18 protein-coding genes are annotated in these 22,510 nt (G+C 57.7%); 3 read left to right on the top strand and 15 right to left on the bottom strand.

Translation table 11 applies throughout. From position 1 onward, the window contains the following. Positions 1 to 155: 155 nt before the first annotated feature. The 8 genes from Pla52nx_RS22230 to Pla52nx_RS22195 form a co-directional block, all read right to left on the bottom strand. Positions 156 to 1,943, bottom strand: coding sequence for an aspartate kinase (locus Pla52nx_RS22230; RefSeq protein ID WP_146522730.1), 1,788 nt, complete (start codon positions 1,941 to 1,943; stop codon positions 156 to 158). 171 nt (positions 1,944 to 2,114) lie between these two features. Next, the gene (locus Pla52nx_RS22225) at positions 2,115 to 3,338 is read right to left on the bottom strand and encodes a cofactor-independent phosphoglycerate mutase (RefSeq protein WP_146522729.1); all 1,224 of its coding nucleotides are present in this window, start codon (positions 3,336 to 3,338) and stop codon (positions 2,115 to 2,117) included. Between the two features lie 150 nt (positions 3,339 to 3,488). Continuing rightward, a complete protein-coding gene (locus tag Pla52nx_RS22220; protein ID WP_146522728.1) occupies positions 3,489 to 4,391 on the bottom strand; it encodes a hypothetical protein in 903 nt (300 codons plus the stop codon). A 194-nt stretch (positions 4,392 to 4,585) separates the two neighbouring features. Further along, positions 4,586 to 5,011, bottom strand: coding sequence for a hypothetical protein (locus Pla52nx_RS22215; protein ID WP_146522727.1), 426 nt, complete (start codon positions 5,009 to 5,011; stop codon positions 4,586 to 4,588). Positions 5,012 to 5,475: 464 nt separating this feature from the next. Continuing rightward, positions 5,476 to 6,729 carry a DUF1559 domain-containing protein gene (locus Pla52nx_RS22210; RefSeq protein WP_315855013.1) on the bottom strand — a complete coding sequence of 418 codons (1,254 nt, stop codon included), beginning with the start codon at positions 6,727 to 6,729 and terminating at the stop codon, positions 5,476 to 5,478. A 102-nt stretch (positions 6,730 to 6,831) separates the two neighbouring features. Next, positions 6,832 to 6,996, bottom strand: a complete 165-nt coding sequence (locus Pla52nx_RS22205) for a hypothetical protein (protein WP_197454991.1) — start codon at positions 6,994 to 6,996, stop codon at positions 6,832 to 6,834. A 1,331-nt stretch (positions 6,997 to 8,327) separates the two neighbouring features. Next, on the bottom strand, positions 8,328 to 9,635 hold the full coding sequence (locus Pla52nx_RS22200) for a homoserine dehydrogenase (protein WP_146523712.1): 1,308 nt from the start codon (positions 9,633 to 9,635) through the stop codon (positions 8,328 to 8,330). Positions 9,636 to 9,739: 104 nt separating this feature from the next. Next, entirely contained in the window at positions 9,740 to 12,082 is a 2,343-nt protein-coding gene (locus Pla52nx_RS22195; RefSeq protein WP_146523711.1) for an Hsp70 family protein, read from the bottom strand. A gap of 206 nt (positions 12,083 to 12,288) precedes the next feature. On the opposite strand from Pla52nx_RS22195, the gene Pla52nx_RS22190 reads away from it, so the two are divergent. Next, a complete protein-coding gene (locus Pla52nx_RS22190) occupies positions 12,289 to 12,720 on the top strand; it encodes a hypothetical protein (protein ID WP_146523710.1) in 432 nt (143 codons plus the stop codon). A 55-nt stretch (positions 12,721 to 12,775) separates the two neighbouring features. Here the strand turns inward: Pla52nx_RS22190 and Pla52nx_RS22185 are convergent, their stop codons facing one another. Continuing rightward, a complete protein-coding gene (locus tag Pla52nx_RS22185; RefSeq protein ID WP_231742859.1) occupies positions 12,776 to 13,822 on the bottom strand; it encodes a ZIP family transporter in 1,047 nt (348 codons plus the stop codon). 122 nt (positions 13,823 to 13,944) lie between these two features. Between Pla52nx_RS22185 and Pla52nx_RS22180 the strand changes: the two genes are divergently transcribed. Beyond that, positions 13,945 to 14,421 (top strand): Fur family transcriptional regulator, encoded by a 477-nt coding sequence (locus Pla52nx_RS22180; RefSeq protein ID WP_146523708.1) that lies wholly within the window; start codon positions 13,945 to 13,947, stop codon positions 14,419 to 14,421. Between the two features lie 125 nt (positions 14,422 to 14,546). Here the strand turns inward: Pla52nx_RS22180 and Pla52nx_RS22175 are convergent, their stop codons facing one another. From Pla52nx_RS22175 to Pla52nx_RS22160, 4 genes are read right to left on the bottom strand one after another with little or no spacing between them, the layout of a single operon-like run. Further along, the gene (locus Pla52nx_RS22175; protein ID WP_146523707.1) at positions 14,547 to 15,893 is read right to left on the bottom strand and encodes a metal ABC transporter permease; all 1,347 of its coding nucleotides are present in this window, start codon (positions 15,891 to 15,893) and stop codon (positions 14,547 to 14,549) included. Further along, positions 15,890 to 17,401 carry a metal ABC transporter permease gene (locus tag Pla52nx_RS22170; protein ID WP_231742858.1) on the bottom strand — a complete coding sequence of 504 codons (1,512 nt, stop codon included), beginning with the start codon at positions 17,399 to 17,401 and terminating at the stop codon, positions 15,890 to 15,892. The genes Pla52nx_RS22175 and Pla52nx_RS22170 overlap by 4 nt, the downstream gene beginning before the upstream one ends. Then, complete coding sequence (locus Pla52nx_RS22165) at positions 17,398 to 18,225, bottom strand: metal ABC transporter ATP-binding protein (RefSeq protein WP_146523706.1); 828 nt, start codon at positions 18,223 to 18,225, stop codon at positions 17,398 to 17,400. The genes Pla52nx_RS22170 and Pla52nx_RS22165 overlap by 4 nt, the downstream gene beginning before the upstream one ends. Then, complete coding sequence (locus Pla52nx_RS22160) at positions 18,222 to 19,277, bottom strand: metal ABC transporter solute-binding protein, Zn/Mn family (protein WP_146523705.1); 1,056 nt, start codon at positions 19,275 to 19,277, stop codon at positions 18,222 to 18,224. Before Pla52nx_RS22160 ends, Pla52nx_RS22165 begins: the two co-directional genes overlap by 4 nt. 212 nt (positions 19,278 to 19,489) lie before the next feature. Here Pla52nx_RS22160 and mntR point away from each other — a divergent pair, with 212 nt between their 5' ends. Further along, positions 19,490 to 19,975 (top strand): manganese-binding transcriptional regulator MntR, encoded by a 486-nt coding sequence (gene mntR / locus Pla52nx_RS22155; protein WP_231742857.1) that lies wholly within the window; start codon positions 19,490 to 19,492, stop codon positions 19,973 to 19,975. A gap of 502 nt (positions 19,976 to 20,477) precedes the next feature. On the opposite strand, the gene Pla52nx_RS22150 is transcribed toward mntR, so the two are convergent. Continuing rightward, on the bottom strand, positions 20,478 to 21,461 hold the full coding sequence (locus tag Pla52nx_RS22150) for a hypothetical protein (protein WP_231742856.1): 984 nt from the start codon (positions 21,459 to 21,461) through the stop codon (positions 20,478 to 20,480). Positions 21,462 to 21,548: 87 nt separating this feature from the next. After that, a complete protein-coding gene (locus Pla52nx_RS22145) occupies positions 21,549 to 22,505 on the bottom strand; it encodes an SPFH domain-containing protein (RefSeq protein ID WP_146523702.1) in 957 nt (318 codons plus the stop codon). Positions 22,506 to 22,510 lie beyond the last annotated feature (5 nt).

The raw sequence follows: 22,510 nt of genomic DNA, 5'->3' as shown, positions 1-22,510 counted from the left end.
CATGCATCGCAATCAGAGTGAGCCTCAGACGCTAGCCGTGGGCCGGCACCACAATCCACCTCAGGCCCACGGCTAGCGTCTGAGGCTCACTGGGGGCCACCAGCTGCGCCGGGAGAGGTGACTGTGGACAAGAAACGGCTCAAAGAATATCCCGCCTAGCAGAGTGAATCCGCAAAGGCCTTCGTCAGACCTTCTTTGGCGGTCTGTGCGTGTTTGGCATCGATCACCGCGTTGACTTGCAATTCGCTGGTCCCGATCATTTCGACATTGATATCGTTGGCCGCCAAGTTTTGGAACAACAGCGTCGCCACGTGCGTGTGACTTCGCAGGCCGATTCCGCTGACAGTTACTTTGACGATCCCGCCGTCACCTTGAACGTCTCGCATCCCGTGTTTCTTTGCCACCTGCTTGGCGACGTCTACGCTCTGCGCCAGCTCGCTTTCGTTGACGGTGAAGCTGACGCTCGTTGAACCGTCTTCGCCGTCATATCCTTGGACGATCATGTCGACCAAGATGCCGGCGTTGCCGATCGTTTCGAACATGTCGGCTGCGATTCCTGGTCGATCGGGCACGCCGAACAACGTCACACGTGCTTGGTTTTCCGTCAGGGAGATTCCGGTCAACGTCAGTGCTTCTAACGCATCGTCGCGTAGTCGACTGACGATCGTTTTGACGTCGCTCGTGTCGCCACGATCGGCTTTGATCTCCGACCACGACTTGGCATCATCTGGTTTTTGGTGCAACTCGAACGCTTGGTGGACCGCACGCAGCGCCGTCGCGGCTTGTTCTCGTGGGACCAATGCGGAGATTTTGATTTCGCTGGTGGTGATCATGTGAATGTTGACGTCGGCATCGGCCAGTGCGCGAAACATTCTGGAGGCGACGCCGGTTTGGTTCGCCATGTTGGCACCGACCACAGACACCTTGGAAACATTTTCATCGTGCGTAACCCCAGACGCTCCGATCAAATCGATGATGCTCACAATCGCAGTCAGCGTCGGGGCCAGTTCGGAGCGTTGGACGGTAAAGGACACGTCGGCGCGACCGTTGCTGCCGACGTTTTGGACGACCATATCGACGGCGATCTTTTTCGCGGCGATCGCGGAAAAGATCTGCAGGCTCTTGCCGGGCACGTCGGGCACACCCAGCACCGTCACACGTGCTTCGTTGGGTGTCATCGCCGCGCCGCTGACGGGTGCCTGTGCGGACTCGGTTTCGGTGACGATCATCGTCCCCTCCGTGTCCGAGAAACTGCTGCGGACGTGGATGGGAACGCCGAATTTCTTGGCGAATTCGATACTGCGATTGTGCATCACACTGGCACCCAAACTGGCCAGTTCCAGCATTTCGTCATAACTGATGACTTCGACCCGCCGGGCTTCGGGCAGCAACCGTGGGTCGGTCGTGTAGACGCCGTCCACATCGGTGTAAATCTCGCATGCGTCGGCTTTCAGCACCGCAGCCAAAGCGACCGCGGTGGTGTCGCTGCCGCCACGCCCCAGTGTCGTGATATTCAACTCGTCGTCGATGCCTTGGAAACCGGCTGCGACGACGATCTTGCCCGCGTCGAGCAGACTCTCGATACGCTCCGTCGAGATCGCCTGAATACGTGCCTTGCTGAAACTACTATCGGTCTTCATCCCGATTTGACCGCCGGTCAAACTGACTGCTTCGGCACCCAGTTCATGGATCGCCATCGCGACGAGGGCGACGCTGACTTGTTCGCCCGTCGACAGCAACATGTCCATCTCGCGAGCGGGCGGATTGGGGCCGATTTCCGCAGCGAGTTCCAGCAGGCGATCGGTGTTCTTGCCCATCGCGCTGACGACCATCACGACACGGTGGCCTTGGCGTTGGGCGCGAATGGCTTTGCGGGCTGCGGCACGAATTTTTTCGACATCGGCAACGCTGGTGCCGCCGAATTTTTGGACGATCAGTGACATGTCACTCGGGAAAATGGAATGGGGGAAAGGAAGTAAGTCGAAAGGTAGATGAAAATTTATACGTAGTGGACCAGGTCACGAGTCCTCGACACGGTTTTTTACGACGGGGACTCGTGACCTCGTCCACTACGGCGGATACAGATACATCTGCTGCTCGCCTAAGAGAATCAGCTACTTTGGTTGGACGAACGCGTCCATCAGGTCCCAGCCGTGATCAAATCGACGGCCTGCGGCCTCCGCTGCCAGTTCGTCGTATGTCGTTTGCGTGTCGGCCTCGATTGCGTCGCCGGCCATCAGCAGGGGAACCATCCCGTGAGTGTGTTTCTTGGTGCTGCAAAACGTCGGGTGATCGGGGGTGATCAAGATCCGATGGGGGCCGCTGTCGGTAAGAGCAGCGACCAGGGGGGCGACGATGTGTTGGTCGATTTGTTCCAGGGCTTTGATTTTTTCGTCGTGGCGACCTTCGTGTGACGCTTCATCGGGGGCTTCGATGTGAACGCAAACGAGGTCATAGTCGGCCAACGCATTGACTGCGGCGCGTCCTTTGGCCGCGTAGTCGGTGTCCAAGTACCCGGTCGCCCCGACGACGTCGATCCGCGGCCATCCGACCAACGCGGCGATGCCCCGCAGCAAGTCGACGGCGGTGATCATGACTCCACGAACACCGAAGCGTTGCTCGAATGTCGGCATGGCCGGCGCGCCCCCGAGTCCCCACAGCCAGAGGTTCGTCGCAGGTCGCTTGCCGTCGGCGATGCGTTTTTTGTTGACCGGATGATCGGCCAACAGGGCAGCCGAATCGCTCATCAACCGAACCAGGATGTCGCTGCCGGGGCCACGAGGAAAATCATCGACGACCGACAAGTCCGTCAGGTCGTGCGGAGCGCTCGTGCGAGTTTCGCTCGAAAACGGGGCGGGCGTGTCGGCATCGCCGCGATAGATCAGCAGGTTTCGGTAGCTGACGCCGGGCACGAATTCCAAACGGGCATCACATGCGGTGTCGCCGAGTAATTCTTTCTGACAAGAAGCCAACAACTCGGTGGCTTCCTCGGTCGAGACGTGGTCGGCCGTGAAATCCGTCATGATTTGATCATCGATCGTGACGAGATTGCAGCGGATGGCAAAATCATGCTTGCCGAGCTGGATGCCCTGTGCCGCGGCTTCCAACGGCGCGCGTCCGGTGAAATACTCGTTGGGGTCGTATCCCAACAGGCACAGATTCGCGACCTCGCTGCCGGCGGGAAAGTGGCTGGGAGTATTGTTCGCCAAAGCCATACAGCCCTTTGCCGCCAAAGCATCCATCGTGGGCAGTTTGGCCGCCTGCAGCGGAGTCTTGCCTCCGAGTGCTTCGATGGGTTCGTCCGCACATCCGTCCGGGATGATGATGACGTATTTCATGACAATTGGCTTTCGATCCGTGAGGACTGAGAGGAACGGGCGACGAGTCTTCGGCCTCATTGTCGGACGCAGGACTTGGTCCGAAAAGGGGACTGAATCGCCCAAATCGGACCGAAAGTCGACTGCATTTGCGTTCTGCCCGGTCAATCGTCAGTTCGTTGTCGCCGCAGATTGTTCCTCAACCTGTTGTCCACTTTGCTGCGAAAACTGTTCCAGAGCAGATTTCAGGTCGTCCGACACGGGCTGTGGAGTCGCTGCTGCCGGCGCGGAGACTCCCGCGTTGCCCACGTCGACGCCTACGTTTTGGGGTGCCGCGTTTTGGGGTGCCGCCTCAACACTCTGGATGTCTGTCGACGGGGCGGCCTGCGAGACCATTTGCGTTTCACTCTGGATTGCAGCAGTTGTCGCCGACTCTTGCACAGCGATCGTCGCGACAGGGATGGTGTTGCGATCAAAGACCCTCAAATTGTTGGCTTCGTCACACTCCATGAACTGGTCGTAGCTATCGACGACGACCAGCACCCGCTGAAAACCGAGGATTTGACCGTTGTGATTGCCCATCGCCAACGACTCAATCGGCAGCTCCATGGGGACTTCGACGGCCGCTCCTGCGCAGATCTTGTCGATCGTCACCGTACAACTTGGCGAGTGAGGCATGATCCGTCCGAACAACCCCACGATGGTCACGCGAAATCCACAGACGTCACGTGTGCTGGTGTTTTGAATCATCACTTGAAACTTTGGACCGCAACCAGGGGCCACCTCGGCGTCTTGGGTGATTTGCATCAACTGCAGGTCGCCGAGTTCTGTTGATGGGATGGCAAACGCGCCAAGTGCATGAATCATGTCCGGCGTATTACTCATGTCGTTGGAATTGTTGACGCCATGTTTCAGCAGCAATCCCATTACATGATCGCAACGCTGCCCGCCGTCGAGAATGCGATGCAAGTCCACTTGGTCAGCACGCGCGGTGGTACAGAGGTTGCCGACCAAGCTGGTCAGGGTGATGGCCAGCGTTGTTGCGCTGGCGATCAGGATATGTCGTTTGTTCATTGTTTCGTCTCCGAATGGTCATTGAATTGAGTGAGATGGTTTCAGTCTGGTTTGCAAAAAAAAGCCCAGCGACTGCAGGTTGCAGTTCACCGGGCCTGGAGGAATTCGCCCGCCGACGTGCTCGTGTCGGCGGGCGATAGAAATCATGTTTGCGTCAGGGCAATCGCGGACGAAAGAGTCGACCGCCGCAGTGCTCAGTAGCATCCCCAGTAGCTGGTGTAGACGGGGGTGTAGTGCGTCACGACGGGAGTGTAGTAGTAGGTCGGTCGGCAGTAGCTGTACGAGTAGTACGAGGGGGTGTAGTAGCTGTAGCAGGGGCTGTAGCAAGAGCTGTAGCCGTAGCTGCGGTAGCCATAGCTGTGGCCGTAGCTGCGTCCGTAGCCGTAGCCGACTCGGCGGAAGCAGGCCGCCACGGCGTCTTCGCCGTTGTCTTCATCGCCCAGCAGGGCGTCCACATCGGCTTGACCAAGTTTGTCATCGGTGTCGACATCCGCAGGTGCCGATGCGGTGATGCCGTTGTCATTCATGGACGCGAGTTGGTTGAGCAAGTCGTTGTCAGCCGAAACGGTGCCGGCGATCATCAACATGGGAACCACAGCAAACAGGATTTTCTTCAACATTGTTCTGTACTCCAGGGTTTGGCAGAGTTTTGGATTTCCCAAAGCGTGAGTCTGCCGCGTCTCGTTGCTTTGAGTTGTTCTTGACTGAACAACCAAGCGGGCGAGGGTCGGAGGTGTTACAGAAAGAAGTGAAGAAATAAAAAAAGCTGATATTCATTGGGTTCCCAGGCAGGAGCCTGGGAACCAGTGGTGGCGATCAGCGAGAAGTGTCGATATTCAACGCGGTCTTGGCGTTGGGGCGTGGAAACGAAGGAATGCGTCACGTCCCCGAAGCAACCCCTCCCCGAAGCAACCCAGGCGAGGTCGACCAGAGCCGTTCAGGGGAAAGCGAGGCCGAGGGCTTGTCATCGCAAGCAAGCGTTTGAAATTGGGAATACGCTTGACAGGGCACGCTATCGACTTGGAAAGTCGAGCGACAGTCGTTCGACTCTCCGAGTCGAGAATGAACACGACCATCCGCTCAATCACAGCTCGCTGCTGATCACTTCGCTGCTGGCTTTCGTCCCCAGGCTGCCCCACAGTCCATACGGGCTTTTTGAGCCGGGAGGCAGACCGGTCGACGAATTGTTGACCGTCGGTGAACTCGAGTCTCCCGCCTCGACCGAGTCCGAAATGAACACGACGGCTCCGTCGGTCATCAGCACGTGGACCCCGCCCTGATGTCGACTGCTGGGAGGACAAATGCCGTTCCCTGTGTGTCCGTACGACAAACAGACTTCGGAGTTGGGTGGCAAAATCGTATTCATCACGGAGTACGGGGCGCAGCCACTGGCCCAGCGGAATCCACGACCTTGATTGCCAGCCGCCAGCAGGGTTGTGCCAGGGGCCCAATGATTCGGCCTCAGCGGGTCGATGTCGCTGCGGCAAACCAGCGGATTGTTCGCCACCGTTGGGAAGCTATTGATCTGCTTGTGCGTCGTGGAAACGTTTCGATCGCCAAGGTCTGTCGCGATCTCGCCCGCCATGATTGTGTTGGAGAGTCCATCCAGAATGTCACGGAAAGCCGTCTTGGTTCGACTGACGAAAACACCACGCCCCGACGCGTTCAATGCGACCGTGACACTGTTGCTGATGCTCTGAAGCGTGCCGCTGCTGTAGGGACCTTGGTCATGATATTGGCAGGCGTCACCCAAGCAGGCGGCATAATTCGTTCGCCCCATCGCGGGCAAACCGGTCCCTGGGTCGCTGGGGCAGCGTAGCGTCGGGATCTCTGTCATCCAAGGAGCATAAGCCGTATTGCGTGTGTTCGAACCTGGCCCCAAACCACAGTCCTCATCGTTGGGCATCGGCCCCATCGGCGGGAATGGGGGAACACGTGGTGTCCCTGGGTTACTCAAATCGGTTGAGTTGGGGTTGCTGATTTGTTCCCAGATGGATTGCTGCTCGATGAACGGTGTCAATCCAACGAACACGCTGAGTGTCAATCGATTGGAACCGCGGTCTGAACCTCCAGGGACGATGAACCAACTGGAGACACCCGGTTGAACACGGTTGGTGCCGCCCATGTGCATCGGCAACCGCTTGTAGGTGGAATGATAGTTTTGAAAGCCCAAGCCGATTTGTTTGAAATTGTTGCTGCAGCTCATTCTACGGGCAGCTTCTCGTGCCGCTTGTACGGCGGGCAGCAGCAGTCCAACCAAAATGCCAATGATGGCGATGACAACGAGCAACTCGACCAAGGTAAAGCCGTTTCGTTTCCGAGCGTGCATGCGATTCATGAATCACCTGTGGATAGATAAAAGGAAATAATTCACACGAAGGATTTCGCATTCCCTTGCAACGATGCCGTCCGAAGACTCTGGCCGCCTCGTCCATCTCAGTCACTCACGTTCGTTTTGCATGGCCTCCTGCGCTTGCTGCTCCTCGGCAGTTGGCTGGTAGTTCTCGGTCGGCTGGATCACCGTCGGCTCATCGCTCTTGGAGCATCCCGAAATGATGACAAGTGAAATCAGAATCACGCTGTAAAGACAATTGACTGGTTTCATCGTTGATCCAATCTCGACTCAAATTCGAGTAAGGCGAAAGAAAGAAGGTTTGATGGAACATAATATTTGGAGCGAAAACAGTGTGCGGCTGATGAATCATCCAGGCTCGTTCCGCGTCAACGTATCCGAAAACCTGGGCGGTCAACAATTGTCCAGTTTCGTGCGATGTCTTTTTTTGCATCGACAGGCGACAGGATGCCTTAAAACGTCCGTTAAAGACGCCATCCGTTCCACAATGAAGATTGTGTTAGAAACGGCCGAAGCGTCGACGTTGCGCATTCAATGAGATGACAAATTGTCCGGCCAAGATTCGTGGAGAACGCCGCAATGGTGAACGCAAACTGAGACGCCTAGTGCATCGTTCAGTCTTAGCACGTGAGTTCGATGAATGAGCCGTTTTGGCGTTAGCCACGGTTCTCGCGACACAACCGTGGCTAACGAAACGACAAAACCACTGTCGCAATCAAAGTGAGCCTCGGGCGCTATCAGTGGGCCGGCACCACAATCCGCCTCAGGCCCACGGCTAGCGCCTGAGGCTCACTGGAGGGGTTCGATGAATGAGCCGTTTTGGCGTTAGCCACGGTTCTCGCGACACAACCGTGGCTAACGAAACGACAAAACCACTGTCGCAATCAAAGTGAGCCTCGGGCGCTATCAGTGGGCCGGCACCACAATCCGCCTCATGCCCACGGCTAGCGCCTGAGGCTCACTGGAGGGGTTCGATGAATGAGCCGTTTTGGCGTTAGCCACGGTTCTCGCGACACAACCGTGGCTAACGAAACGACAAAACGGCTGTCGCAATCAAAGTGAGCCTCGGGCGCTATCAGTGGGCCGGCACCACAATCCGCCTCATGCCCACGGCTAGCGCCTGAGGCTCACTGGAGGGGTTCGATGAATGAGCCGTTTTGGCGTTAGCCACGGTTCTCGCGACACAACCGTGGCTAACGAAACGACAAAACCACTGTCGCAATCAAAGTGAGCCTCGGGCGCTATCAGTGGGCCGGCACCACAATCCGCCTCATGCCCACGGCTAGCGCCTGAGGCTCACTGGAGGGGTTCGATGAATGAGCCGTTTTGGCGTTAGCCACGGTTCTCGCGACACAACCGTGGCTAACGAAACGACAAAACGGCTGTCGCAATCAAAGTGAGCCTCGGGCGCTAGCCGTGGGCCGGCACCACAATCCGCCTCAGGCCCACGGCTAGTGTCTGAGGCTCACTGGAGTCCACCAGCTTCGCCGGCAGTAGGGACATAAACTTGCCCAAACCCAAAATGCGACAACCCCAATCTTTGAGCACCCCAGGCTAACTCCAAAATCAAGACTGGACGGCGCCTAGTCCTTTACGCGTAGCGCGACCACGCCGCCGGTGACCGACGGTAACGAAGCGATTTCTTCGGTCGCGGCGCGGCTGGCACCCTCGGTCGTCGAGTGGGTCATGATGACCAGTGGGACGGGGTCCAAGTGCGGAGAGCCGCCACCGTTTTCGTGCTGGATGACCGACGCGATCGAGATGTTGTGGCGTTCCAACACGGCGGCAATCGCGGCGAGCGTGCCGGGATGGTTGGCGACGTGCAGGCGGAAATAGTACCGTGCCATTAACGTGTTGGCGTCGCGCAACAATACACGTGGAGGCTGGTCGATCGAAAAATACTCCAGGGTTTGGAACGTCAGCTTGGTACGCCCAACAGCCGTGTCGATCAAATCCGCGACGACGGCCGACGCGGTGGGCATCTGTCCTGCACCCAATCCGTGATAAAAGACCGGGCCGACTGCATCGCCGATCACACGTATCGCGTTGAACGCATCTCGGACTTCGGCGATCGGCGTGCCGATGCGAACCAATGTCGGTGCGACAGACAGCTCCAGACCGTCATCCGCTAAGTGGGCAACGGCCAACAGCTTGATCCGATAGCCGAGCTCGCGGGCGTATTGCAGGTCGGTCGGATCGAGTCGATCGATTCCGGTTCGTGGGATTTGAGACCAATCGACCGTTGCACCGAACGCAAGGTGGGCGAGGATCGCCAGTTTTTGCGCTGCGTCGGTCCCGTCGACGTCCATCGTCGGATCGGCTTCCGCGTAGCCGAGTTCTTGTGCTTTTCGAACCACGTCGTCATACGAGGCGCCCTTTTCATCCATCTGTGTGACGATGAAGTTGCTGGTGCCATTGAGGATGCCTTCCATCGACAGGATCTGGTTGGCCGAGAGGCATTGGCTGATGTTGGCGATGATTGGGATGCCGCCAGCCACGCTGGCTTCGAAGGCGATGCTGCGTCCCAACTCCCTGGCTTTGGTGAAAAGCTCCGGCCCGTGTTCGGCCAACAACGCCTTGTTCGCCGTCACGATGTCTTTGCCTGCTGCCATCAGTTGCAGCATGATCGTGCGGGCGGGCTCCAAGCCGCCGATCAATTGCGCCACGACCGTGATTTCGGGATCGTTGATGACGTCGTCGAGACTTTCGGTGACGACACCGGCTGGCAAGTCGACATCTCGTGGTTTGGCCAAATCACGGACCACGGCTCGCTTGAGCCACATTGTGCGCCCGGCGTGTCGCGCGGTTCGATCTCCGTGGTCCAACAGTAAACGTGCGACCCCGGTGCCTACAGTTCCTAAGCCAACGATGGCTACATTTGTCTTTTCCATCGCCAGATAGTAACCACGGTCGCGTCACTCAGCGAGGCCGTTTCGCGGTTTTTGATACCGCTGGGAGGAGCGATTTTTCCGTCCATGCGACCTGTGTGGGTCGATCACTCCTCGTCAACCTTTTTCTTCTTGCGGCCAAACAGACCGCCGGACTTTTTCTCAGCCGGTTTCTTGGACTTGGCGGCCGACGGGGCGGCGTCCGTTTGAATGATCGGCACAGCGGAGGGAGCGGGCTTCTTTGCCGCTCCGCCGGATAAGCCGGCCAGTTGCTCAAAGTTCAAATCGCTGGGGTTGACTTTCGGCGGCGGCATGTTGGGGTCGTCGCCCAGTTTGATCATCGGTCGGGGCGTCGCGGCAGGCGGTTTGGGGTTGTCGGGCAAATTGCCAAAAAGCTTCGTGACATCGACCTTCGGCTTGGGGGCATCGCTGACGCCGGGAATGTTGATCACAGGAGCGGCTGCCGTCGTTGCATTGGAGGGAGGCGTGGCGGACGCGGGTGCCGGAGACGCGGGTGCCGGAGATATCATTGATGAAACGGCCGCCGGCTTGGGTACCGATGTGGGCTGCACGGGTTCAATTTTCACGGGACCCACTTTGATCGATTCCCCAGCGATCTCCGAGAAATCTGGAATGTCATCGACGACCGGAACGGGTTTCGCGCCGGTCGAGATGGCGGGGATCACGGCAGTAGGCTTGGGTTCGCTCTTGCCGCCCGCGACCGCGATTTTGACCGGCCCGGTGGGAGGATTTGTCGTTGGCGATGCGGTCGCGATCACGATCGGTTTTTCAGTGTTCTGAATGACCGGAGTGTTCACAGTGGTTGCTTCTGCAGCAGCTGTCTCAGCGGGAGCATCCGTCGTGCCGGCCGATGTTTCCACGGCAATGTCATTGGGATCAGGATCGCCCAAGCCCTTTTCCATACGTTCACGCCAGGCTTCGATCTGTTCGTCGCTCAATCCGGCCGCTCGGTTGAGCGTCAATTTGATCTTGCGATCCATTTCGGGCAGCGAAGCGCGGACGGTCAGCCGGCCGTCTTGCGTGTAGTCGAATTGCACATCGACGTTGGTGCCTTTGGGGGTCTTGGCCGGCAAATCGTCGACCAGACATTTACCGATCGACGTGGCGTTGGTCCCGCGGTCATCGCCACCTTCCACGACATCGATCTTGACGTTTGGCTGGTTGTCCTTGTGAGTGCGAAAACGAACTCGCTTGCGCGCCGGCAGGGGCGAGTTGCGAGGGATCATGACTTGTCGGCGCGGCTGGCCCGTCTTGGGATCAATCGCCAGCACTCCCAAGTCGTGTGAATTGACGTTCGAGACGCGGATGCCGCGACACGATTCTCCTTTGTGTCCCAGCAGCATGCCTGCGTAGAGCGCCGCACCATGGCTGACCGCTTCATCGGGCGAAAGCGATCGATCCAGCGTCATCCCGGATCGTTTCTCCAACTCGCTGCGCACCATCGGCATGCGAGTTGAACCACCCACCAGAATCAAACGTGTTAAATCCGACCAAGTGATCTTGGCGTCGTCCAGGACCAGCTGCACCGTCAGCAGCGTGCGTTCGACCAAGTCGTCACAGAGCTTCGCGAATTGGGTTTGATCCAACTGAGTGCGCAATCGCATGCCGTCGTGAGCAAATGCAATCGAAACGCTTTCGCGTTGCGTCAACGCGTGCTTCGTTTGGTTGGCCTTCCTGAGCAGTTCCTGCTCGGCTTGAGGATCCAACCGTGGATCGACTCCGTGCTCCTTGAGGAATTCCTCGGAGATAAAATCGACGATGCGTCGGTCCCAGTCGATGCCGCCCAAGTACACGTCGCCCGCGGTCGCGACGGTGTTGTACTCGGCTGCATCGATGTCCATGACGGTGACGTCAAAGGTGCCACCGCCCAAGTCATAGACCAAGATCCGCTCGCGTTGTTTGCTCACGCCATCTTCGGAGAGAAAGCCTTGCTCGACGCCGTAAGTGATTGCGGCGGCGGTCGGCTCATTGATGATGTCCAACACCTCCAACCCCGCCAGTCGCCCCGCGTCTTGCGTGGCTTTACGACACGGCTCATTAAAGAAAGCGGGCACGGTGACGACCGCTTTCTGGATTTCACCGAGTTTCAACTCAGCGTCTTCTTTCAGTTTTCGCAACACCAACGCCTGTAACACTTCTGGCGGCAAGTGTTCCCCACGAATCTGCTTTTCATAGCGAACCTCGCCCACGTCACGCTTCGCGTACAACGCCAAACGCTCCGGTTCCATCAATCCAGCCTCCACCGCTTCCACGCCCACGATCGGGTGCGTTCGATCAAAGAACACGGCGCTGGGAGTCGTCAAATCACCTTCCGCATTGCGAATGGTCTCCGGTCGTCCAGACGCGTCCAAGTACGCAACGGCGGAGAAGGTGGTGCCGAGATCGATGCCTACGGCGGGATGAGAGTCGGAGCGATTGTTCTCGGGCATAAGTGATGATGGATCGCCGATGCGAACCGTTTGGATCGAGGAGGAGAGGAAAAGCCGCTACCGTTTGAACGAAGCTAGATGATTATTGTACATGATAAAATGTGGCAAAGCAGAGCCCGTGCCCCCCACAGGATCACCGCGATGGCTTAAACTTGTCGCCTGCCAGTAAGTATCAGGCTCACTCCCATCACGATCGAGGATCCATCGTGCAACCATCCAATAGCCCGAATCCAGCCAGCCCGAATCCAGCCAGCCCGAATCCAGCCAGCCCGGCGAGCAATCCCTACGTCGCATCGGTCAATGTCACCGCATCTGCACCTGGCAATCGCACCCGCCGCTTGTGTGTCAAACGGATCGAACCAGTGTCGGCGGCAAAGATCTCGGGGATTCTCTACGCAATCTTCACTCTGCCAACAGTGGTCATCATGTTCTTTGTGTCCCTGCTGGGTGCGGGAATTGGAGGAAACGCCGCTGGAGCACAGGGCGCAATTCCGGGGATCGTTGGCGCTTTGTTTGCGCTCGTGATCCTGCCGGTCGTCGCAGGTGTGGCAGGGTTCGTCGGGGGTTTGATCGGTGCGCTGATCTTTAACTTGGCAAGTAGCCTAGTGGGCGGCATTGAAATGGATGTAGAAGTTTGACGGAGAAGTTTGACGGAGAAGTTTAGCCCAGTTCAGCTCCGTCAAGAACTCAGTCTCATTGCTTTGACTCGATGGATTCTTTCGCCGTGTTGGATTCCATTGGCAGTTCTTGAACTTCCCCGCCTGCAGGAATCTGTGTGTGCGCCGCGTGGGTGTGCCCCGGCAGATTCTCCACCGCGATGGCCAGGGCGATTCCCACCAGCAAGGCGAGGGTCAGCTTTCCTCGATCGTGATCGTGAAAGGAAAGCTCGGGCAGCAAGTCCGCCAACGCGATGCACAGAAAAAATCCAGCCGAGATCGCAAGTCCCCAGCCGATCAGTGCGAACTCCCTGGGCATCGCAGAGGCGAAAAAATAAAACAGGATCGCACCGGTGGGTGCAGCCAATGAAAAGGCAACGTTGATAGCGCTGCGGCGGCCCTCTGGCCAGCCTTCAGCACGCATCATCGTCGTGATGGCAAATGCATCCAATGGCTTGTGCAACGCTACGGCAAGGAACGTTCCCAGACCAGCCAGCCCCATCCACGCGCCGTGTCCGTATTCGGCCATCGCACTGGCTGCCATCGCAACGCCGTCGATCATGGTGTGCAATCCAAGCCCAAAGACCATGCCGACCCAACCAAACGTCCGTTGCTGATGATGCTCATGCTCACACGCGATCCCGTGCGCAGCATGTTCGTGCCCCACATGTTCGTGATCCGCATGTTCGTGCCCCACATGTTCGTGATCTGCATGCTCGTGCCCCACATGATCATGATGACCTGAATGAGCATCTGCATGGTCATGCGGATCGTTCCCCTCGCCTACTGCAACGTCTTCATGAGGGATGTCGTGGTGGTGGTGATGAAACGCTCTCTGCAGCAAGAACATGACCAACACGCCGGTCAAAGTGCCGATGCCGATTTTGTGCGGTGATGGCAGCCAGTGTGCCGCATGCGGCAGCAGGTGCAGCAGTGCAATGCCAAGCATCAGCCCGCCGACAAAGCTCATCATGATCTGCGTTCGCAAGTGCGTCATGCGGATCAACGTCGGCAATCGCCCACCGGCGACCGACGCGGTGATCACAAAAACACAGTACAAACACAAAAGGACTTCGATCGGCATGCTCAACCTGTTGTCGGGAAGCGAAACAGGGCGTAAGCTACGCTATTGCAATTCAATTGCAAATGGGTGACGCCACCAGATCACGCTAATTCACGGAACCATCCGTCCATGAGACCCCATTCATGAGTCCCGCCGATCCAAGTCCAGCCAAGCGTCCCAAGGATTCTTCCCAAGATCCCGAGTCGCTGATGGACGCCATGCGGGACGAAATTCGCGGTGCGGGATTGCGGGCCACGCCGGGGCGAGTGGCGACATTGTCGATTCTGCGTGACTCTCACGCCCCCATGACGCACAACGAAGTCGCCGATGCGTTGCAGCCGACCGGGGTGGATAAAGCCACCGCGTTTCGGAATCTGAATGATCTGGTCGATGCCGGTTTGCTTCGGCGGACCGAGTTGGGCGATCACCTGTATCGGTTCGAAGCCGTGGCCGCTGGCGATGAGCATTCCATCAGCCATCCGCATTTTGTTTGCGTGGACTGTGGCGGTGTCACTTGTTTAGACAACGTCCAATTGACCGCCGGCAGTCGCCGTGCCAGTGAAAGCGTGGGCGATATCACGGAGATTCTGCTGCGCGGGCACTGCAGCGATTGTCGCTAGTGCATCGTCCAGTCTTAGAACGTGGGTTCGGTAGATGAGCCGTTTTGGCGTTAGCCACGGTTTTCGTGACACAACCGTGGCTAACGCCAAAACGGCTAACCCCAAAATCAAGACCGGACGATGCACTAGGTTTCTTCTCTCGGGATCGGTGTGCCGTGTGGATCCAGCTCCGGCGCTTCCGTCACGCGATCCAATTCGTCCCGCATCGGGCGTTCAGTAAAGTGTTCGAACTGGTGTGCCCGGGCGTGAATCTTGTCCGTCTGCGCGGTTGTCTCCGTGACCAAGTACTGTTCCCACAAGCGGTGCGAACGCACGAGCTGTCTCGCTCGATCTCGCCCGGCTTCCGTCAACGCGTAGCCATCGGTCAGCAGCCGGATCTGCCCCTGTCTGAGCAAGCCGCGTAGTGCAAAGCCGAGTGAAAATCGTGAGGCGAACAGTTCGGACGACAAAGTGCTCATGTGTGCGCATCCGTTGGCGCGTTCTTCACAGCGATATAAGAATCCGACGACGTCGTCGCACAAGATGGTCCATGCGAGTTGCTGACGTCGAATGGCTTTGATGATCACGCCATGTCGCGGCCCAAGGCAGGCGGCAACAACGAACAGCAGTCCCGCCACAACCGCCATCATTCCCGACGTCGTGGTGCTGCCGTATCCGAACCAAGTGGGAACAACGATCGCCGCGACATGTCCCAACGATGCCGACGCGATCGCGATCAACCCGCTCAGGCAGATCATCCAGCCCAGTCGATCGGTCAACATGTATGCCGCTGCGGGCGGCACAATAAACATCGCTACGACCAGAATGCTGCCGACGCTTTCAAAGCTTGCGACCGCCGTCACGCTGACCAGCACCATCAAGGCGTAGTGCATCCCTTTGGCAGAGATCCCCATCGTGGTGGCAAGCGCGGGATCGAACGAGCTGATCTTGAGTTCCTTGAAAAAGACGGTGACGAACAAGGCGTTGATGACCGTGACGATTCCCAAGACCAAGGCAGCCCTCGGGATCTGCTTGTCGCCGATGACGAAATAGTCCAGCGGTGTCAGCTCGATCGCACCGTACAGCACACAATTCGGGTCCAAGTCGACTTTGTCAGCGGTTTGCACGAGCAGCACGAGCCCGAAAGCAAAAAGGGACGTGAAGACGACCCCCATCGACGCTCCTTCGTCCACCTTTCCGATCCCTCGGATCCATTCCGTGAACACGGCTGTCAACACGCCGACAATCACTGCCCCGATGAACATCGGCAAGCTGCTACGACTCTGCGTGATCAAGAACGCAATGGCGATCCCCGGCAATACCGCATGCGTGACCGCATCGCCCAACATGCTCATTCGCCTGAGCACGAGAAAGTTCCCGAGCAACGCAGCGGCAAGCGCCGACAGGCATCCCACCACGACGATCCAGTTGTCGAGCCATCCCCAGGCAAAAACGAGATTGGCAAAAATCGCATCGGTGGAAATTGGACTCATCGCGACATCTCCGTATCTGTTGACACATTTGATGTTGCGCCGGTCTGGGATTCGTTGTGCTCTCCGGCATGCGGATCCTCGGGAACCGGAATCCGCAGTCGCTCTTGCTCCAGCAGCACTTCGAGCTGGTCAATGATCTCCGGTTCCAGCACATGTTCGATGTCATCCGCATCGCGGTCGACTTGAGCCGGCGCGATTTCAGCGTATGCGATCAAGTACATTTCCCACATGCGGTGCTGTCGCGTCAATCGCGCTGCTTCGGTCATCCCCGCGCTGGTCAAGCGAATACTGTCGCCGTGTTGACGCAACAGTTTTTCTTCTGCGGCGGCCTCAATCGCTGTAGCCAATCGACGTTTGGACCAGCTGCGGCGTTTCAGCAATTGCCCGATCGAGACCGACGGATGCTTGCGCCCGCTGACGTTCTTGGCACGCGACTGTCGCGACTCTCCCAGCTCAAACATGGCTCGCATCAGGTGTTGGCGATCAATACGCCGATTCAGTCGTCGCCGACGCAGCCAGCGGAAGACGACTCCTCGCGAACGCCCGAACAGCATGCTGAGGAAAAAGAAGAAGCTGCACACCAGGACGATCATGGCTCCCGACGGCAAGCGTGGAAAGACAGCACTGAGCGTGGCGCCACAAACGCTGCCGATCAATCCGATCACCGTCGCGTAAACCGACATCCACGACATTTCCTCCGTCCAAAACCTGGCCGCTGCCGCCGGGATGACCAATAACGCAATCATCAGCACCAAACCGACTGCTTGCAGACCCACGATGGTGATCAACACCACCATGGACATCAGCAAGATATCCAACAGCATGACGGGAAAGCCGCGTGATCCGGCAAAGCCGTCGTCGAAACACAGCAGCTTGAATTCTTTGAACATCAAACAACCCAACACAATCACGATCGTCGCCGCTGCAAAGATCAACTTCGCATCAACCGCACCCATCGATGCCGTCTTGCCGTAGATATAACTCTCCAAACCCGCTGCGTTTCCGGTCGACATCTGTTGGCTCACGCCCAGCAGCGCGACGCCGGCACCGAAGAAAACGCTCAGGACGATCCCCAGCGCGGCGTCCTCGTGCAAACGCGTTTGGCTGCGAATCCACAGGATGGCTGCCATGCCCAGCAAGCCGCTGACGGTTGCTCCAAGCAGCAGCACAACCAGTGACTTGCCGTCCATTCCCATGGCCGTTGCCATTACAAACGCCAATGCGATTCCCGGCAACGTGGCGTGGCTGAGGGCATCTCCCATCAATGCACGTTTGCGCAGCAGGGTGAAATTGCCCACCAAGCCGGCGGCGGCGCCCAAGGTCGCGACTCCGAACACAACGATTCGCGTGTTGTAATCCTGGAAGGTCAAGACACGACGCCACTGGCTCCAGGTCGGCCATTGGATCGCTGACTCCGCCAACGAACCAGAAACCGGCTCGGCGGCTGACAGCGATTGAGTCAGCACGATCAACGTCAGAATCGTCAACGCGACCAACCGTCCTATCACAGCGACTGCTCCTTGCGACGCATCGCCTCGGTGACTTCGTCCAACAAGGTCAATCGCCCGCCATACGTTTTCTGCAGATTCTCAGGCGTAAACGTTTCATTGACGGGGCCGTGAGCAACGACTCGCATGTTGAGCAACACGACGTAGTCAAAGTACTCCGGGACGCTTTGCAGGTCGTGGTGAATCACGACCGCCGTCTTGCCATCGTTTCTCAGAAGCCGCAGGATGTCCACGATCGCGCTTTCCGTCGCCGCATCGACGGCCGCAAACGGCTCATCCATCAAATAAAGTTCAGCGTCTTGGACCAAGGCTCGCGCCAGAAACGTCCGCTGTTGTTGCCCGCCGGAAAGTTGACTGATCTGTCGTTTGGCAAGCTCCGCTATTCCGACTTTCTCAAGCGCCGACATCGCCTGGTCTCGATGCCGCTGTCGAACCGGCATGCACCAACCGATCTTGTCGTACAAACCCATCGTGACAACATCCAACGCGCTGACCGGGAACTGCCAATCCACGCTCTCGCGCTGAGGAACATAGCCGACGCGGTGGCGATTCTTTTTGTAAGGTTCCCCGAAGACTTCGATCCGTCCCGAGGCACGTGGGATCAAATCCAGGACCGCTTTGAGCAGCGTGCTCTTGCCGGCACCGTTGGGGCCGACCACGCCGATCAGCTTGCCTCGTGGCAGATCAAAACCCACGTCCCAGATCACCGGTTTGCGATGATAGGCAACCGTCAGGTCGTCGATCGACAGCGGAATCTGAGAGTAATCGGGCGACTCATCACCTTCAGAAGGGCCACGCGCCGAGTTTGGGTCCGTTGAAATCATGGTTGCTCTGTCTCCGCAGTGCCAGCGAGCTTGCCTGAGAATCCTTTCGGGTCAACGTCACCACCCAACGCACCGGCGACCAATGTGATGTTGTGGTCCAGCATCCCCACATAGGTTCCTTCGTAGGTACCCGCTTGCCCCATCGCATCGCTGAACAACTCGCCACCGATCTTGACCGCGTGACCGCGTGAGAGCGAGCCTTCGATCAATGCGTCAATGTTCTTGCGTGACACACTGCTCTCGATGAAAACGGCTTTGACGTCGCGGTCGACCAGCAAGTCGACCAGTTCGTTGATTCGCTGCAAGCCGGCTTCGGACTCCGTCGACAATCCTTGAATGCCCATCACATCCAGCTCATATGCGCGTCCGAAATAGTTGAACGCATCGTGCGACGTGATCAGCACACGATTTTTTTCCGGGACCGTGGCGATCACACGTTTGCCGTACGCATGAAGCTCCGTCAGCGTCTTCTCATACGCTTTGGCGCGTTCTTCGTACAGGTTCTTGTTGCCCGGATCGAACTTTGAGAGCGACTGAGCGACCGCATCGACGCACTTCGACCAAGCGGAGACATCGTTCCAAACGTGCGGGTCGTAGTGACCTTCGAACTCAGTGGGTTTGAGCAGCAGTTCGTCGTCGATTTGCTCGGCCACGGCGATGCACGGCTTCATCTTAGAAACCTTTTGCAGCGTGTCCCCCATTTTGCCTTCCAACAATAATCCGCAATAGAACACCACATCGGCAGACAGAATCAGTTGAACATCGTCACGCGTGGGTTTGTACAAGTGGGGATCCACGCCGGAGCCGCAGATCTGCTGCACATTGACTTGGGGGCCACCGATCGTACGAACCAAGTCCGCGACCATGCCGACCGTGGCAACCGCCTGAATCGGATAAGTCCCCGAGTACGTCTGCGTTGCCTCTGATCCAGACGGAGTGGCCGACGGTTGACAGCCCAGTAGTACGATTGATGAAACCAGAACAGCGATGCCCACAACGGTAACGTGTGGATTTCGCAGCAAGGGGCGATGCAGACGACGCGAAGAGAACATGGGGCATTCACTCGACAGGGAACAGGTGTGAATCAATCGCAGTACGGCTCGAAAACAAAGTGCCGATTTGTCGCATCAGCTCGCCCGGAGTTTTTTAGCCGATGCTACACTTGCCCAAAGTTTAGCAGATGCTAAACTTTAGGCAAGTGGGCTGTTTCGGTCCGTCATCATTTCCCCGAGAGCGATTTCCCCAAGAACACTGGAGCGAATCATTGGCCGCAGAAAAGTCCCGCTCGGGTGCGTCTCCGACTCAGGCAGGTTCGCCAGCGAAGAACCCGGCGAGAAATTCCGGCGGAAACAACCCCTATTTGCGGACCCGTCGTGACCATGCCAGTGAGACCGCGGAAGACTACGTCGAAGCGATCGACGACGTGTTGCGAGAACGGGAGGTTTGCAGGGCCAGCGATTTGGCGAAGTGTTTTGCCGTCAGTCATGTGACGGTCCACCGGATTGTTGCCAGATTGAAAGACGAAGGTCTATTGGAGACGGAGCCGTACCGACCGATCACGTTGACGGCCAAAGGCAAGCGGTTGGCAAAGAAAGCACGTGAGCGACACGAGCTGGTCTACGAATTCTTGCTCGCCATCGGCGTCGCTCCGGCCACCGCAGCCGTGGACGCTGAAGGCATCGAGCACCACGTCAGCAGCGAAACCCTCGATCGCCTTGCCGCAGTCCTGCCGACCCTGTCTGAGACCTGACGGATTCACTCTTGGAACCTGCACGCTATCGACTTGGAAAGTCGAGCGGCGATTGTCGTTCGACTTTCCAAGTCGAAAACGAACACCATCATCCGCCTAAACACAAGCCATACGCCTTGTGCCGTGCTTCGCAACTGTTACCTCCCCATCAGTGCCTCCTTCCCGCTCCGATTTTGGCGGCTTCGCCGCCAAAATCGGAGCGGGAGAGAGATGAGAGTCGATTGCGTTTTTAACCCAGGGTGGCGGTCCCACTCGTTGCACTCGCGGGGACCTTACCCTGGGCTATGTTGTCTAACGCCTTCGGCGTATCTTCCAAATGGAGGCACAAAGCCGGCGAATCGAAGCCGGGGCTTGCGCGTATCAAGCATCCATCTCAGCGCGTAAAACCCGTGCTCAGCGCGTAAAGCCCGTGGCCTGACGGCCAGCGGCTCAGGCGTATGACGCCAACCTGCGCTGGATAACACAACCATAATAAGCGGGACGCCGGCTCACGCGTCGCGGCTCAAACCACCAGCCGGCAAGCATTCGGGGCGATTCCAAACTCAGCGATCGCGCCCGTGTTGAACTCCAGGTAATCGGCTTCGATTCCGTCCGAGAAAACCACGCCGCCTTCGGGCATCAAGCTTTCCAGACGCAACGGACTGCCTTGACCGATCGTGCCCGTCACCAACCCGACCGCCGACGTTCGGCTAAGAAACGGTTCGCGGACCACCCAACGCAACTCGTGGGTGTCCCACGGCATGGTGACGGAGGATGGACCCAGCGCCGCACCACCGACGATCCCTCGCGTCATGTTGTAAACGCTACTGAGCCAACCGGTCGAACCGGCTCCGGTCGCGACAAGGATACCGCTGGAGGATTGCGACTCGTTCTTGCCGTCGGCGTACAGGACGTAGCGAGCCGATACGTGACTTTGACGTCCGATGAAGAAATCGTTGAAGGCCAACATGGTTCGTCCATCGACCATCGTTGCTTTCGCCATCGTGATCGACTTGTGCGACACGGCTTGCCCTCGCTCGATCGCACTGAGCGTTTGTCGGACGATCGATCGGGTATCGCGAATCTGAAAGGGCAGCAGGACGCCGTCGATGTTTGAGGGATCGGGATTGATGCCAATGATCGGCAAGTCGCCTGCATACTTGGCCGTATTGGCGACCAGCCCATCCGGTCCGACCACAACGACGGCTTCCGTCATGCCAAAGTAATAAGTAGGCAAGTAGTTCTTGGTGACGTTGATCACAGGATAACCGAGGCCTTCCAGTTCGCGGCGGACGTTTCCGATCGCGGTTTGGAATCGATCGTCTTCTTCGACATAGCGATCAAAGTCGGCTTCGGCATCCAGTGCGATCGCGCCCGCGGAATTTTGGTAGTTCACACGGGCGGATTTCAACCGAAACTTTGCCGCGCCCTTCGTCCCCCATTTCGCCAACAAACCCTTCAGCCGCGTTTCGGACGTCACCAACGCGATCGACGGAGAGACTTTCATTCCCATGTCCAATATCTCTGCTGATGGAACGGCAAAACAGAATCAAACATTTCCGTAGTGGGATTCGCCAGAATTCCCGGCCCCATCTCAGTCCGAGTTCTCGGTCAACTGTTTCAGCAAATCGGGCGAGATATCCAAGCGTCCGATCTTTCTGGCATTTTCGGCCAACTGACCAAAGGCCAACGCGATCATCTGCTTGGCGTCGGTGGATTCTGACGATGCGGCGATGGTTTTCCAGTCGACTCCCTTCATCGCGGTCAATGTTTTTTGCAACGTCTCGACGCGCGCGGCGGCGAGGGTCTTTTCGTTTTCGGCTTGGCGGGAGACGAGTTCCGCTCGTCCTTGCTCGATCGCGACATCAGCGGCCAACTCGGCTTCGCGAACCTCGCGTTGTTTCTCTTGGATCACACGTTCGTTGTGCAATTCACGCTCGCGAATCTCTTGTTCACTTTCGATCGCCAATTTGCGTCTCTGATGCACCGCTTGATCGGCTTTCTGCAGCGTGGCTTCTCGCGTTTCTGCTTGCAGTGCCGCTTGCATTTCGGGTGACGCTTTGATGGTCAAGATTTGCAGGGAATCGATCTCGATTCCGAGCAAGCTCGGTTCCGGGGCGGATTGCAGGAAAGCCTTCAAGCGACCGCCCAAGTCAGCCCCGGCGACCAACATTTGCTCCAGGCTATGACTGCGGACGTACTCTGCGGCCTCCACTTGGGTCAATCGGACAAGCCGATCGCGTAGTGTGTCGGGGTCTTCGGACTGATAGCGTCCGCGGCTGTCCACCGAAAAATCCAGTTGCTTGATGAGGGCATCCGGGTGGGCGATTCGGAACGACATGTTGCCTTGGATGGTCACGTCTTGAAAGTCAGATGTTTGCTGCTCGAACACGAATGGCAAGTCTTGACTGGCGACATTGACCTGCACGATCACACTGCCGGGCTGGAAGTACCACATCGAGATGCCGACGCCCTGAGCAACCGCGGTCCCATTTCGGAACCGCATCAAGTACGTCGTGGGTGTGGCTTTGAGGTAGCGAAAACCGAGCATCGAAA

The sequence above is a fragment of the Stieleria varia genome, assembly GCF_038443385.1.
In the GTDB taxonomy this organism is placed as follows: Bacteria; Planctomycetota; Planctomycetia; order Pirellulales; family Pirellulaceae; genus Stieleria; species Stieleria varia.
This window is presented reverse-complemented; position numbering and strand designations above follow the sequence as displayed.